Raw genomic sequence first — 13,005 nt, forward strand, 5'->3', positions numbered from 1 at the left:
GACGCCCGTGCCGCCCGCCGCGATCCGACCCGCCGACTTTCCCTGGTTCCCGTACGACGGGTTCACCTTCTGCCTCGGGCTGGCCGACGGCGACGCCGCCTGGACCTCCGGGCACACCGCCGCCGCGCTCGACACCACGCTCGGCAAGATGACCGTCGGCGGTGACCTGGCCACCCAGACCGCCACCGCGTACCGCAAGGTGCTGACCATCCTGGAAGCCGCCGGCTACGGACCGGCCGACGTCACCCGGGTCACCGAGAACGTCACCGTGGCCGGCCTCGACGACTACGCCGCCGCGGCCGCTGCGCGCGCCGAGGTGTTCGGCGAGCACCAGCCGGTGGTCCGTACCGTCGTGGTCGAGCGGCTGGTCCGCCGGGCCGCGCTGATCGAGATCGAACTGCACGCCGTCGGCGGCGGCGGCCAGTTGCTTGTCGCCAGCGAACCGCGAGCCGCCGGCAGCTGGGTGCCCTCACCGGTGCGCGGCGGCCACGACGGTGCCGTCTACCTGCCGACCATGCTGCCGGTCGACGCCACCGGCGAGGTGGTCCACCCGGGCGACTTCGTCAGCCAGTACGCGTACTGCCTGGACCGGGCGCAGGACCTGCTCGTCGCCGCCGGTCTGTCGCTCGACGCCGCTGTCACCACCTACGACTACTCCACCCCGGCGACCCGAGAGGTGTACCGCAGGACCCACCGGGTCCGCGCCGAACGGCTCGGCGGTGCCGGCGTCTACCCGGGAGCCGGTGGCATCCTGATGAGCCGGCTGCACCATCCCGATGCGCTGGTCGCGATCGACGTCACCGCGTCGCGGCATCCGCTGGAACTGGTCAACCCCGGCTGGTCGCGGTACGACTCGCTGACCTACGCCCCCGGGGTGAAGGCCGGCCGGACCCTGTACATGTCCGGTTTCGCCGCCCTGGACATGCGGACCCAGCAGGCGCTGCACCCCGACGACATCGGCGCGCAGGCCGAGGTGACCTACGGAGCGATCCGCGAACTGCTCGACCACGCCGGGCTCGGCCCGCAGGACCTGGTGGAGACCACCGAATTCTGCGTCGCCTCGGCGATCGGCGACTACCGGGCGGTCGCCGGGGTACGCGAGCGGCTGCTCAGCCCGCCCTGGCCGGCGTCGACCGGGGCGATCTGCGCGGCGCTGCTGCGCCCCGAGTTCCTGCTGGAGGTCTTCCCGACCGCCGTCTACCCCGAGCCCGCCGACGAACCGGCCGAGCTGGCCGTCGACCGGGTCGAGCCCGCCGACGGGCCGAGCACCGCTGGAGGTAGCTGATGGGCCTGCTCACCGACGAGCTGCGGGCGCTGCTCGGCACCCGCAAGGTCTACACCGCGCCGGAGGCGCTCGGTGCTGCCGCCGGGCGCTACTTCGCGATGGCGGTCGGCGACGACAATCCGATCTACCGCGACGGCGACTACGCCCGGGCGCACGGCCTGCCCGGGGTGACCGCCCCGCCGACGCTGATCTGCGAGACCGGCCAGTACACCGGGCTGCCGATGGCCTCCGACGGCTACGCCGGCCACTCCTGGCACCTGGACGTGCCCGGCACCCGGCAGGTACGCGGCGGCAACACGTACACCTTCCACCGGCGGGTCCGCCCAGACGACGTGATCACCGCGACCTGGGAGATCCACGACCTGACCGAGAAACGCACCCGGGGCGGCGACGACATGCTGGTCGTCGGCTCCCGGGCCACCTACACCAACCAGCACGGCGAACTACTGACGGTCAACGAGGAAACCATCATCCTGGTCGCGATGGGCGGTGATCCGACGTGATCGCGCAGGTCGGTGACACCCTGCCGGGGCTGGAACGCACCATCGCCCTGGCCGACATGGTCGCCTACGCCGGCGCCACCTGGGACTGGTACCGGTTGCACTACGACCCGGAGTTCGTGGCGGCCGCCAAGGTGCCCGGCCCGGTCGTCGACGGCCAGGTCTTCGGCGCGCTCTTCGTCGAACTGGTACAGGACGCCTTTGGGCCGTACTGCTTCGTGCGGCAGCTCTCCTTCACCTTCCGCAACCTGATGTTCGCCGGTGAGACGGTGCGTTGCACAGGCACGGTGGTCAAGGTCGACGGCGACCGGATCGAGGTCGAACTGGCCGCCGTCATCGCCGCCAGCGACTACGGCCCCGAACGTCCGGCGGCCCGGCCGGCCCGGGCTGTCGTCCTGCTCGGCACCGCCGACGGACCAGGCGCGGGCACCGCCGACGGTGTGCCGTGACCGGGCGGGACCGGGCGGCGGTGGCGATCGTCGGGGCGGCCGAATCCGACCTCGGGGTCACCACCGCGTCGACGCTGACCCTGCAGACCCAGGCGGTCACCCGGGCGTTGGCCGACGCCGGGCTCACCCTCGCCGACGTCGACGGGCTGGCCACCACCGGCATCTCCCGCTTCTCGACCACCGCGCTCGCCGACCACCTCGGGCTGCGGCCCCGCTGGGTCGACGCCAGCTTCGTCGGCGGCAGCGCCGCCGAGATGATGGTGGCCCGCGCCGTGCAGGCCATCGACGCCGGCCAGGCCAGCGTCGTGGCAATCAGCTTTGCCTCCAACCAGCGGTCGGCACGGTCGCGCAGCCTGGCCGGGGTGATCGAGGAGCACACCCCGGAGGCGCAGTTCGAGACGCCGTACGCGCCGCTGTTCCCGATCTCCTACTACGCGATGGCCGCCCAGGCGTACCTGCACCGCTACGCCGGCAGCCCGGAGCAGCTGGCCGAGATCGCCGTCGCCGCCCGCGAATGGGCCCGGCTCAACCCGGCCGCCTACCGTTACGGTGCGCCGCCGCTGACCGTCGACGAGGTGCGGGCCGCCTCGACGGTCTGCACCCCGCTGACCGTCGCCGACTGCTGCCTGGTCACCGACGGCGGCGGCGCGATCGTGCTGACCAGCGCGGACCGGGCCCGTGACCTGCGCCGGGTGCCGGTCGCGGTGCTCGGCTACGGCGAACGCTCCACCAACACGTCGATGACCGCCGCCGACGACATCCTGGACACCGGGGCCCGCGAGGCCGGCGCGGAGGCGTTCGCCCGGGCCGGGATCACCGCCGCCGACGTCGACGTGCTGCAGGTGTACGACTCGTTCACCATCACCGCCGCGCTCAGCGTCGAAGCTCTCGGTTTCTGCGGCGAAGGCGAGGTGCTCGACTACATCGCCGGCGGCCGGATCCGCCCCGGTGGTGACCTGCCGCTGGACACCTCCGGCGGCGGGTTGTCGTACTGCCACCCCGGCCAGTTCGGGGTGCTGCTGCTGGTCGAGGCGGTCCGCCAGCTGCGCGGCGAGGCCGGTGCCCGGCAGGTGCCGGGCGCGCGGATCGCCGTCGCGCACGGCACCGGCGCGATCCTGTCCACCCACGCCACCGTCGTGCTGGGGGTGTCGTGATGAACCCGCTGCCCGAGGTACCACCCGCCGACGACCTGACCGCCGACTGGTGGCAGGCGACCTGTGAACACCGCCTCGTGCTGCAGACCTGCACCGGCTGCGGGCACCATCAGCATCCGCCCCGCGCGGTCTGCGTCCGCTGCGGCGACACCACGCGGCTCGGCTTCACCGAAGCCAGCGGCGACGGCACCGTCGACACGTTCACCGTCGTGCACCGGGCGCCGCGCCGCGACCTGGCGGTGCCGTACACCATCGCCCGGGTCCGGCTCGCCGAAGGCCCGCTGCTACTCACCCGCCTCGACGGCCTCAGCCCCGGCACCGAACCGGACGATGCCGGCTGGCGGATCGGCGACCCGGTCACCGTCGACTGGGTCGACCTGCCCGACGGCCGCGCCCTGCCGGTCTTCCGCCGACCCACGCCACGCCGACCCACGCCGGCCGATCCCCGCTGAGCCCGCTTTTCGCTGAGCCCGCCGACCACCCAGGAGGCCCCGATGGACTTCACCCTCACCGAGGAACAGCGCGAGTTCCAGCAGCTGCTGCGCTCCTTCGTGGACCGCGAGATCATCCCGGTGGCCCGGGCATGGGAGCAGACCGGCCGCTATCCGACGGAGATCGTCAAAGGCATGGCCGACATGGGCCTGTTCGGCGTCACCGTCCCCGAGTCCTACGGCGGCCTCGACCTCGACCCGGTGTCATTCGCCCTGGTCTTCGAGGAGATATCCCGGGGATGGATGGGCATCGCCGGCATCCTCGGCAGCCACTCGCTGGCCTGCCGCATGATCGTCATGCACGGCACCGAGGAGCAGAAGCAGGCGTACCTGCCCGCTCTGGCCAGCGGTGAACGGCGCACCGGCATCGGGCTGACCGAACCCGACGCCGGCACCGACCTGCAGGGCATCCGCACCACGGCCCGCCGCGACGGCGACCACTACGTGGTCAACGGCACCAAGATCTGGATCACCAATGCCCGGTACGCCGACCCGCTGCCGGTCCTGGTCAAGACCGACCCGCAGGCCAGCCCGGCACACAAGGGCATGAGCATCCTGCTGATCGACGCCGACCTGCCCGGCTTCACCGTCACCAAGGACATCCCCAAACTCGGCTACAAGGGCACCGAGTCCTGCGAGATCCTGCTCGACGACGTCCGGGTGCCCGCCGACCGGCTGCTCGGCGGAGTCGAAGGGATCGGTCTCAAGCAGGCGCTGTCCGCCCTGGAGTGGGGCCGGGTCAACATCGCCGCCCGGTCGGTCGGCATCGCCCAGCGGGCCCACGAGGAGGCCCTGGGTTACGCCCGCCAACGTAAGGCGTTCGGCAAGCACATCGCCGAGTTCCAGGCCATCCAGCTCAAGCTCGCCACCATCGCGACCCAGGTGCAGGCGGCCCGGCTGATGGCGTACTGGTCGGCCGACGCGGTCCGCCAGGGTCGCGCCGACGCGCAGACCGGCATGGCGAAGATCTTCTGCTCGGAGGTCGCCCTGGAGGCCGCCATCGACGCGATGAAGATCCACGGAGGTTACGGCTACTCGACCGAGTTCGAAGTGGAGCGGCTGTACCGCGACGCGATCCTGATGAGCATCGGCGAAGGCACCAACGATGTGCTGCGTACCGTCGTGGCGAAGGCCCTCGTACGTGGCGAGGTGACCGTCTGATGGGCGACCCGGTGCCACCCCGGTCCTACCTGTACGTGCCCGGCCACGCCGCCGACAAGCTGGCCAAGGCGGCCCGGCGCGGCGCCGACGCGCTGATCGTCGACCTGGAGGACGCGGTGCCGCTGGCCGGCAAGGCCGCTGCCCGCGAGGCCGTCGTCGGCTGGCTCGCCGCCGGACCCGGCGACCTGCCGATCTGGGTACGGGTCAACTCCGGCCCGCTGCGCGACACGGACCTGCGGGCCGTCGCCGGCCAGCCGGCGCTCACCGGCGTGGTACTGGCCAAGGTCGGCACTGCCAGCGAGGTCGCTGACGCCGCCCGGGTGCTCGCCGACGCCGCTGACCACGACACGCTGCTGATGCCGATGGTGGAGACCGCCGCCGCGCTGCTCGACATCGCCGCCATCGCCCGGCAACCCCGGGTGTACCAGCTGCAGCTCGGTGAGGTCGACCTGGCCGGCGAACTCGGCCTGGAACCGGGCGCCGACGACGCCGAGTTCGTCCCGACCCGCAGCCAGGTCGTGGTGGCCAGCGCGGCCGGTGGCATCCATCCGCCGGTCGGCCCGGTGTCGCGGATCACCGCCGACGACGCCGCACTGGACGCGTCGACCCGGCGGCTGCGCCGGCAGGGCTTCGTCGGCCGGGCCTGCATTCACCCGAACCAGCTGCCGGTGGTGCATCAGGTCTACACGCCGACGGCCGCCGAGGTCCGGGCGGCCAGTGACACCATCGCCCTGCTCGAGACGGCCACCGCCGCCGGCACCGGCGTGGTGCTGGACACGGCCGGCCGGCTCGTCGACGCGGCGGTGCTGCGCGGCGCCCGCCGTACGCTGACCCTGGCCGAACGGGCGGGCCTGGGATGAGCGGCGGCAACCGTGCCCCACGCGCTCCACGGCCGGAGCAGGTCGACCTGACCGCGGCACGGCATCCGTGGCAGGAGGTGCCGATGCCCGGTGCCAACCTCGGTTTCCACCTCACCCGGCTGGCCTCCCGGTCGGGGGCGTTCGTCGTGCACGGCCACTTCCCGCCCGGTTTTGCCCGCGACGTCGCTGGCGGCTACCTCGTCGACGAGGAGTTCGTCGTGCTCGCCGGGGAGCTGCACCTCGGTGACGCCACCTACCGGCGCGGCGACCTGACGTTCATCCCCGCCGGCGCGGTCCGGACCCGGATGTGGGCGCCCAGCGGTGCCACCGTGCTCGCCTGGTTCGGCGGCCCGGCGGTGTTCCATCCTGCGGACCAGCTGCCGGCCGGTGCCGCCCCGGTCGCCGAAACCGTTCATCTCGGACCGGACGCCGCGCTGCCGGACCTGCCCGGTGCCACCTGGGCGCCCGGCGACCAGGTCCCCGGCGGGGCCGCCGGAGACGTGGTCAGCGCCGACCTGTCCGGCTGGCGGCGGCTCGGTGCCGGACCGGCACCACGGCCGGGCGACTACGTCCGCGTGGAGAAGTAGCCGGATGGGCGCTCCGGTCTTCACCCAGCGGTGGCTCGGCATGCAGGGCATCTTCGGCGGCTTCGTCCTCGGCCGGATCGTCGACGTCGCCGACAGCGTCGACGGCTTCGCCCCACAGGCCGTAACCATGCACTTCGTGGCCGGCGTCCGACCCGGTCCGGTGGAGCTGACCACCGAGACGCTGCACCGGGGGCGGTCCACCACCAGCCTGCGGATCACCCTGGCCCAGCAGGGTCGGGCCCGGGTACACGCGATGGCGTCCCTGGTGCCGGTCGGGCAGAAGTTCAGCTGGCGTCGCCGCGAGGATCCGGCAGCGTGGGGCGACCCCGAGCAGTTGCCGGCGTACGCGCCCCGGCACCGGCCGCTGGCCTACAGCGCCCAACTGGACGTGCGGGCCGCCGGGCCGCCGAGCCTCACCGACGGCACCGCCGCCTGGGTCCGCATCTCGCCGCAGACCGATCTGGGTGGGACGCTCGGCCCGCACGCCGTCGCCTCGATCTACCTCGACGCGCTGCCGCCGGGGCTGTTCGCCCTGTCCCAGCCGCCGCATTTCGTGCCGTCGGTGGACTTCACCATTCACTTCGCACCCGACCTCGGTGACGTCGCCGGCCAATGGCACCACGTGACCAACCGGACGGTCTGGTCGACGGCCGGCTTCTGTGTCGACGAGTCGACGCTGCACGACCGGGCCGGTAATCCGATCGCCCAGCTCCGTCAAGGCCGGGCGATTCAGTGGCGGGATCCGTACCGGGACCGAGCGGCCGACGGCGCCGTCCCGCCTGGCACTCAGCCGGGGTGATCCTGCGGTAGGTGGCAGGCGGCCAGGTGGCCGTCGCCGCGTGCGGTCAGCACCGGATCGTCGACGGCGCACCGGTCGAACGCCGCCGGGCAGCGGGTCCGGAAGTTGCAGCCACTCGGCGGGTCGGCGGGAGACGGCACCGAACCCCGCAGGATGATCCGTTCCCGGGCCCGCTCGGCGACCGGGTCGGGCAGCGGCACCGCGGACAGCAACGCCCGGGTGTAGGGGTGCGCCGGCCGGGCGAACAGCGTCGCCCGGTCGGCCACCTCCACGATGCGGCCGAGATACATCACCGCGATCCGGTCACTGAGGTGCCCGACCGCGGCCAGGTCGTGGGCGATGAACAGGTACGCCAGCCCGAGTTCGTCGCGCAGGTCCTCCAACAGGTTGATGACCTGCGCCTGGATAGACACATCGAGGGCGGCGATCGGCTCGTCCGCGACGATCAGCTCGGGCTCGCAGGCCAGCGCGCGGGCGATGCCCACCCGCTGGCGCTGCCCGCCGGAGAACTCGTGCGGGTGCCGGTGCGCGTGGTCCGGGTCGAGGCCGACGAGTTCCAGCAGTTCACCGACGCGGTGCCGGCGGGCCCGCGACCCCCGGTGCAGGCCGTGCACCGCCAACGGCTCGGCGACGACCGAACCGATCGTCATCCGGGGGTCCAGCGACGCGTACGGATCCTGGAAGATCATCGTAAGGTGCCGGCGCATCGCCCGCAGGTCGCGTCGGCGCAGCGCGGTGACCTCGGTGCCCCGCACGCTGACCCGCCCACCGGTGGGTTCGACCAGTCGCAGCAGGCCCAGCCCGGTGGTGCTCTTGCCGCACCCCGACTCGCCGACCAGCCCCAACGTCTCGCCGGCCGCGACAGTGAAGCTCACCCCGTCGACCGCCCGGACCACCGCATTCTGCCGGCGGCGGAGCCCGCCACCGGCGACCGGGAAGTGCACCCGCAGGTCGGTCACGCTCAACAGCGGCTGCTCAGTCATCCCCACCGTCCGTACCGGTGGCGGTGCCACCGACGACGTCGTAGAAGCAGGCCACCCGGTGGTCCGGGCCGACCGTGCGCAGCGGCGGCACCTCGGTGGCCGCCCGTGGGTCGTGCCGGTAGCCGCAGCGCGGATGGAACGCGCAGCCCGGCGGCAGCGCCGTCGGATCCGGCGGCTGGCCGGGGATCGTCGTCAGCCGGCGCGGCCGATCGGCGCCGACCCGGGGCACCGCCGCCAACAATCCCATCGTGTACGGGTGCCGGGGCGCGGCGTACAGCTCGTCGACCGGTGCCTGTTCCAGGATCCGTCCGGCGTACATGACCGCCACCCGGTCGGCGATCCCGGCCACCACCCCCAGATCGTGGGTGATCCAGACGACCGCGAGACCCAGCCGTCGTTGCAGCCCGGCGACCACTTCGAGGATCTGCGCCTGGGTGGTGACATCCAGCGCGGTGGTCGCCTCGTCGGCGAGCAGCACCTTCGGCTCACAGGCCAGCGCCATCGCGATCATGACCCGCTGGCGCATCCCGCCGGAGAACCGGTGCGGGTAGTCGCCGAGCCGCTCGCGGGCGTCCGGCAGCCCGACCTGTTCGAGCAATTCCACTGCCCGGTCGCGGGCCGCCGTGCCGGTGGCCACGCCGTGCAGCTCAATCGGCTCGACCAACTGCGACCCGATCGTCTTGACCGGGTTGAGGGAGGTCATCGGGTCCTGGAAGACCATCGCGATCTCGTTGCCACGGATCCGCCGCAGCTGGCGCTCACCGGCGGCCAGCAGGTCCACACCGTCCAGCAGCACCTGCCCGGTGGCGGTGGCCGCCTCGTCGAGCAGGCCGAGGACCGCCAGCGCGCCGACGGACTTGCCGGACCCCGACTCGCCGACGATGGCCAGCGTCTCACCCGGGCGCACGTCGTAGCTGACCCCGTTGACCACCTTCGCCACCCCTCGCCGGGTGCCGATGCGCACCGTCAGGTCCCGTACCGACAGCACCGGGTCGCCGGCCATCAGCCCTGCCCCCTCGACTCGATGACCGACCGCTGCCGTGGGTCGAGCGCGTCGCGCAGCCCGTCGCCGACGACGTTGAACGCCAGCACGGTCGCGAAGATCGCCAGACCGGGGAAGACGCCCATCCACGGTGCCTGACTGACGAAGTCGCGGCCCTCGGCGAGCATCCGGCCCCAGGCCGGATCGGGTCGCTGCACGCCCAGACCCAGGAACGACAGCGCCGCCTCGGCCAGGATCGCGAACGCCAGGCTCAGCGACGTCTGCACGATCACCGGCGCGGCGATGTTCGGCAGCACGTGGCGGAGCAGGATCCGCAGGTCGCCGGCGCCGACGGCGCGGGCGGCCCGGACGTACAGCTGGGCCGAGACCACGAGCGTCGCGGCCCGCACGATCCGGGCGAAGATCGGCGTGTAGACGATGCCGATGGCGATCATCGCGTTGGTGATGCCCGGGCCGAGGATGGCCAGCACCGCGATCGCGAGCAGGATCGCCGGGAACGCGAACAGCACGTCCATGGTGCGCATCAGCAGCGCGTCCGTCGCGCCGGAGTAGAAGCCGGCGACCAGCCCGATCAGCAGCCCGGCGGTCAGCGAGATGCCCACCGCGACGAACCCGACCTGCAGCGACACCCGGGCGCCGACCAGCACCCGGCTGAGCACGTCCCGGCCGAGATTGTCGGTGCCGAACGGGTGCGCCCACGACGGGCCCGCGAGCCGGCCCGGCACGTCGACCGCGTTCGGGTCGTACGGGGCCAGCCACGGCCCGACCACGGCGACCGCCGCCAGCACGGCCAGCACCAGCAGCCCGGCCAGGGCCAGCCGGTTGCCCAGTAGCAACAGGAACAGGCGGCGGGTCATCGGCGCCGTACCCGCGGGTCGAGGTAGCCGTACAGCAGGTCCACCAGGAAGTTGACCACCAGGAACATCAACGCGATGGCCAGCACCGCGCCCTGCAGCAGGCTGTAGTCACGCCGGACGACCGCGTCGTACGCCAGCCGACCCAGACCGGGCCACTCGAAGATCACCTCGACGATCACCACCCCGCCGAGCAGGAATCCGAGCTGCAGACCGACGGCGGTCACGATGGAGATCCAGGCGTTGGGCAGCACGTGCCGGCGGACCGTCTGCCAGCGGGACAGCCCCTTGGCCCGGGCGGTACGGGCGTAGTCCTGGTGCAGCGCCTCCAGCACCGCCGAGCGGACGAACCGGGTCAGCACCGAACCGGAGATCAGCCCCACGGTCATCGCCGGCAGCACCAGGTGGTGGGCCGCCCGGGCCGGATCGTCCAACGGCGACACGTAACCGGAGGCCGGCAGCCAACCCAGCAGCAGCGCGAAGAGCAGGATGTACATGATCCCGCTCCAGAAGTCCGGCACCGAGATCCACAGCTGGCTGAACCCGGTGGCGATCCGGTCCACCAGTGACCCGGAGCGCACCGCGGAGACGATGCCCAACGGCAGCGCGATCGCCAGCGCGACGGCGAGCGCCGCGCCGGCGAGCAGGCTGGTCGGGCCGAGCCGGGCCAGCAGCAGTCGGGTGACCGGCTCACCGCTGCGGAAGCTGACCCCCAGGTCGCCGGTGACCGCGCGGGCCAGCCAGCCGCCGTACTGGGTCAACAGCGGCTGGTCCAGCCCGGCGCGGGCCCGCATCGCCTGGTACAGCTCCTCATCGAAGCGGGTGCCCAGGGCCAGCCGGATCGGGTCGCCGGGCACCAGCTGGACGATCAGGAAGACCGCGACGCTGACCCCGAGCATCGCGACGACCGTCTGCAGCGCCCGCCACAGTAGGAAACGCGCCATCGCGCCGGCTCAGTCGGTCAACCGTACGGTCCGCAGCCGGGTCTTGCCGTCCGGGTGCATCTCCACGCCGGACACCTGCGGCGCCCAGGCCAGCGTGGCCTGCGGGCTGTACAGGTAGCCGTAGCTGACCTCGTCGATGATCAGCCCGGCCGCCTGGTGGTAGAGGTCGCGCCGTTCGGTGTCCTCGACGCTGGCCCGAGCCTGGTCGAGGTACTGGTCGACCTGCGGGTTGGCGTAGCCGTGGAAGTTGAACGAGCCGGCGGAGTGGTGCTGGGCGTAGTAGGCGTACTCGCCGTCGAGGTTGTTCAGCCAGCCGAGGACGTAGCAGTCGTAGCTGCCGTTGCCCTGCTCGTCGAGCCAGCTGGCGAAGTCAAGGGTACGGATCTCAACGTTGACGCCGGCGTCGCCCCACTGGCTGGCGATCACCTCGGCGGCGGCCAGGGTGTGCGGGTACTCGTTGGTCAGCATCAGGTCGACGGTGAGGTCGGTGACGCCGGCGTCGGCGAGCAGCTCGCGGGCCTGGTCCGGATCGTGGCTGAACGGGGCGTAGTCGGTGGCCCAGAAGTTGCCCGGCGGCATCGCCGACTGCACCGGCGTCGCGGCGTCGAAGAAGGCGGCCTGGGCCACCTGTTCGCGGTCGATGGCGAACGACAGCGCCCGGCGTACGTCGATGTCGTCGAACGGCGGCCGGTCGAAGTTGCAGGTGAAGTACCAGTAGTCGTTGCTGGCCTGCTGGCCGAGCTCGACGTCGGGGTCGTCGCGCAGGGTGGCGATCTCCTGGGCCGGCACGTTGTTGGTCAGGTGCACGGCACCGGTGCGCAGATTGGTCAGTGCGGTGGTCGGCTCGGAGACGAACCGGAACTCGACCCGGTCGACGTACGGACCGGTGCCCCAGTAGTCCGGGTTGGCCTCCAGCACGATCCGGTCACCGGGGGTGTAGCTGACGAACCGGAACGGCCCGGTGCCGATCGCGTCGGTGGTCAGCCCGTCGCCGTCGATCAGCTCGGGGGCGACGATCGCCATCCCCTTGAACCCGCCGATGTTGGCCAGCAGGTTGGGGGTCGGCTGGTTGAGGACGAACTCCACCGTACGGTCGTCGACCTCGCGTACCTCATCGACGGTCTCGAACCGCCAGGCGTTCGCGGCGGTCTCCGCGTCGGTGATCCGTTCGAAGCTGGACACCACGTCGCTGGCGGTGAACTCCCGCCCGTTGTGCCAGGTGACGCCGTCGCGCAGCTGGAAGGTCCAGGTGAGCAGGTCCTCGCTGACCTCCCACTCGGTGGCCAGCGCGGGTTGGAAACTCAGGTCGGGGGCCGGCTCCACCAGGGTGTCGTAGACGTTCTCCAGCACCAGGAAGGTGGACGACGCGGTGGAGACGTGCACGTCCAAACTGTCCGGCTCGCTGGAGATGGCCACCACCAGGGTGCCGTCGGAGGTGGGGGTCCCGTCGTCGGTCTCCAGGGACTCGCCGGCCGAGCAGCTGGCCAGCGCGAGCGCCGCCGCGGCGGCGAGGCTCGTCGCCAGCCCGGCCGACCGGGTGGTACGCGCGGATCGCTGCCGGTGCGGGAACGCTGGGGAGGGATTCACCGTCTGTCTCCTACCTCGTTGTCGCCGTTACGGGCTTGACGGGCCGGGTTGCGTCGACGGGATGGTGCACGTCGGGGCTGGTGCACATCGCCAACTGCGTGGTGCCGCCGGATGTTGCCGCGACTGGCTGCGGATCGGTGCACCGACCCTAGTCGATCGCCGCAGGGGTCACAACTCGATGACCTTAGGTGACCGTGGTCCACGTCGGGTCGGTCCACAGTCCGAATGGAACGGTTCATTCAGCGACAGCTCGCCTTGACACACTGGCAAACACATTCATAGCCTTCAGTTTCTTGTATCGTTTCATCGACTGTCACGGGTGCCTGACACCGTCCTGCGGCCGGCCGG

14 protein-coding genes are annotated in these 13,005 nt (G+C 72.1%); 9 read left to right on the plus strand and 5 right to left on the minus strand.

The annotated features are described in order from the left end of the window. The first annotated feature begins 7 nt into the window (after window positions 1–7). The 9 genes from ACFHWS_RS12785 (at window position 8) to ACFHWS_RS12825 (ending at window position 7,286) form a co-directional block, all read left to right on the plus strand. Complete coding sequence (locus tag ACFHWS_RS12785) at window positions 8–1,285, plus strand: Rid family hydrolase (RefSeq protein ID WP_416554225.1); 1,278 nt, start codon at window positions 8–10, stop codon at window positions 1,283–1,285. After that, complete coding sequence (locus tag ACFHWS_RS12790; RefSeq protein WP_416554227.1) at window positions 1,285–1,788, plus strand: FAS1-like dehydratase domain-containing protein; 504 nt, start codon at window positions 1,285–1,287, stop codon at window positions 1,786–1,788. Before ACFHWS_RS12785 ends, ACFHWS_RS12790 begins: the two co-directional genes overlap by 1 nt. Beyond that, window positions 1,785–2,234, plus strand: a complete 450-nt coding sequence (locus tag ACFHWS_RS12795; RefSeq protein WP_281554296.1) for a MaoC/PaaZ C-terminal domain-containing protein — start codon at window positions 1,785–1,787, stop codon at window positions 2,232–2,234. The genes ACFHWS_RS12790 and ACFHWS_RS12795 overlap by 4 nt, the downstream gene beginning before the upstream one ends. Continuing rightward, on the plus strand, window positions 2,231–3,388 hold the full coding sequence (locus tag ACFHWS_RS12800; protein ID WP_416568254.1) for an acetyl-CoA acetyltransferase: 1,158 nt from the start codon (window positions 2,231–2,233) through the stop codon (window positions 3,386–3,388). Before ACFHWS_RS12795 ends, ACFHWS_RS12800 begins: the two co-directional genes overlap by 4 nt. After that, window positions 3,388–3,840: a Zn-ribbon domain-containing OB-fold protein gene (locus ACFHWS_RS12805; RefSeq protein ID WP_416568255.1), complete on the plus strand. Its 453-nt coding sequence runs from the start codon at window positions 3,388–3,390 to the stop codon at window positions 3,838–3,840. The genes ACFHWS_RS12800 and ACFHWS_RS12805 overlap by 1 nt, the downstream gene beginning before the upstream one ends. A gap of 42 nt (window positions 3,841–3,882) precedes the next feature. Continuing rightward, a complete protein-coding gene (locus tag ACFHWS_RS12810; protein WP_416554235.1) occupies window positions 3,883–5,040 on the plus strand; it encodes an acyl-CoA dehydrogenase family protein in 1,158 nt (385 codons plus the stop codon). Then, window positions 5,040–5,900, plus strand: a complete 861-nt coding sequence (locus tag ACFHWS_RS12815) for an HpcH/HpaI aldolase/citrate lyase family protein (RefSeq protein ID WP_416554237.1) — start codon at window positions 5,040–5,042, stop codon at window positions 5,898–5,900. Before ACFHWS_RS12810 ends, ACFHWS_RS12815 begins: the two co-directional genes overlap by 1 nt. Before the next feature lie 83 nt (window positions 5,901–5,983). Beyond that, a complete protein-coding gene (locus tag ACFHWS_RS12820) occupies window positions 5,984–6,487 on the plus strand; it encodes a hypothetical protein (protein WP_416554239.1) in 504 nt (167 codons plus the stop codon). 4 nt (window positions 6,488–6,491) lie between these two features. Further along, the gene (locus ACFHWS_RS12825) at window positions 6,492–7,286 is read left to right on the plus strand and encodes a thioesterase family protein (protein WP_416554241.1); all 795 of its coding nucleotides are present in this window, start codon (window positions 6,492–6,494) and stop codon (window positions 7,284–7,286) included. On the opposite strand, the gene ACFHWS_RS12830 is transcribed toward ACFHWS_RS12825, so the two are convergent. Genes ACFHWS_RS12830 through ACFHWS_RS12850 form a run of 5 tightly spaced genes read right to left on the minus strand, consistent with a single transcriptional unit; the run spans window position 7,274 to window position 12,657 of the window. Further along, window positions 7,274–8,269 carry an ABC transporter ATP-binding protein gene (locus tag ACFHWS_RS12830; RefSeq protein WP_416554243.1) on the minus strand — a complete coding sequence of 332 codons (996 nt, stop codon included), beginning with the start codon at window positions 8,267–8,269 and terminating at the stop codon, window positions 7,274–7,276. The two genes, ACFHWS_RS12825 and ACFHWS_RS12830, sit on opposite strands and share 13 nt — an antisense overlap. Then, window positions 8,262–9,272, minus strand: coding sequence for an ABC transporter ATP-binding protein (locus ACFHWS_RS12835; protein WP_416554245.1), 1,011 nt, complete (start codon window positions 9,270–9,272; stop codon window positions 8,262–8,264). Before ACFHWS_RS12835 ends, ACFHWS_RS12830 begins: the two co-directional genes overlap by 8 nt. Beyond that, complete coding sequence (locus tag ACFHWS_RS12840; RefSeq protein WP_416554247.1) at window positions 9,272–10,129, minus strand: ABC transporter permease; 858 nt, start codon at window positions 10,127–10,129, stop codon at window positions 9,272–9,274. The genes ACFHWS_RS12835 and ACFHWS_RS12840 overlap by 1 nt, the downstream gene beginning before the upstream one ends. Further along, window positions 10,126–11,070, minus strand: coding sequence for an ABC transporter permease (locus ACFHWS_RS12845; RefSeq protein ID WP_416554249.1), 945 nt, complete (start codon window positions 11,068–11,070; stop codon window positions 10,126–10,128). The genes ACFHWS_RS12840 and ACFHWS_RS12845 overlap by 4 nt, the downstream gene beginning before the upstream one ends. Window positions 11,071–11,079: 9 nt before the next feature. Next, window positions 11,080–12,657, minus strand: a complete 1,578-nt coding sequence (locus tag ACFHWS_RS12850) for an ABC transporter substrate-binding protein (RefSeq protein WP_416568256.1) — start codon at window positions 12,655–12,657, stop codon at window positions 11,080–11,082. Window positions 12,658–13,005 lie beyond the last annotated feature (348 nt).

The sequence above is a fragment of the Micromonospora sp. LOL_013 genome, assembly GCF_048060315.1.
GTDB lineage: Bacteria > Actinomycetota > Actinomycetes > Mycobacteriales > Micromonosporaceae > Micromonospora_E.

Coding starts and splice junctions, on each gene's coding strand:
- ACFHWS_RS12790 (WP_416554227.1), top strand. CDS start 1,285: ATGGGCCTGCTCACCGACGAGCTGCGGGCGCTGCTCGGCACCCGCAAG.
- ACFHWS_RS12805 (WP_416568255.1), top strand. CDS start 3,388: ATGAACCCGCTGCCCGAGGTACCACCCGCCGACGACCTGACCGCCGAC.
- ACFHWS_RS12810 (WP_416554235.1), top strand. CDS start 3,883: ATGGACTTCACCCTCACCGAGGAACAGCGCGAGTTCCAGCAGCTGCTG.
- ACFHWS_RS12815 (WP_416554237.1), top strand. CDS start 5,040: ATGGGCGACCCGGTGCCACCCCGGTCCTACCTGTACGTGCCCGGCCAC.
- ACFHWS_RS12820 (WP_416554239.1), top strand. CDS start 5,984: ATGCCCGGTGCCAACCTCGGTTTCCACCTCACCCGGCTGGCCTCCCGG.
- ACFHWS_RS12825 (WP_416554241.1), top strand. CDS start 6,492: ATGGGCGCTCCGGTCTTCACCCAGCGGTGGCTCGGCATGCAGGGCATC.
- ACFHWS_RS12830 (WP_416554243.1), bottom strand. CDS start 8,269: ATGACTGAGCAGCCGCTGTTGAGCGTGACCGACCTGCGGGTGCACTTC.
- ACFHWS_RS12835 (WP_416554245.1), bottom strand. CDS start 9,272: ATGGCCGGCGACCCGGTGCTGTCGGTACGGGACCTGACGGTGCGCATC.
- ACFHWS_RS12840 (WP_416554247.1), bottom strand. CDS start 10,129: ATGACCCGCCGCCTGTTCCTGTTGCTACTGGGCAACCGGCTGGCCCTG.
- ACFHWS_RS12845 (WP_416554249.1), bottom strand. CDS start 11,070: ATGGCGCGTTTCCTACTGTGGCGGGCGCTGCAGACGGTCGTCGCGATG.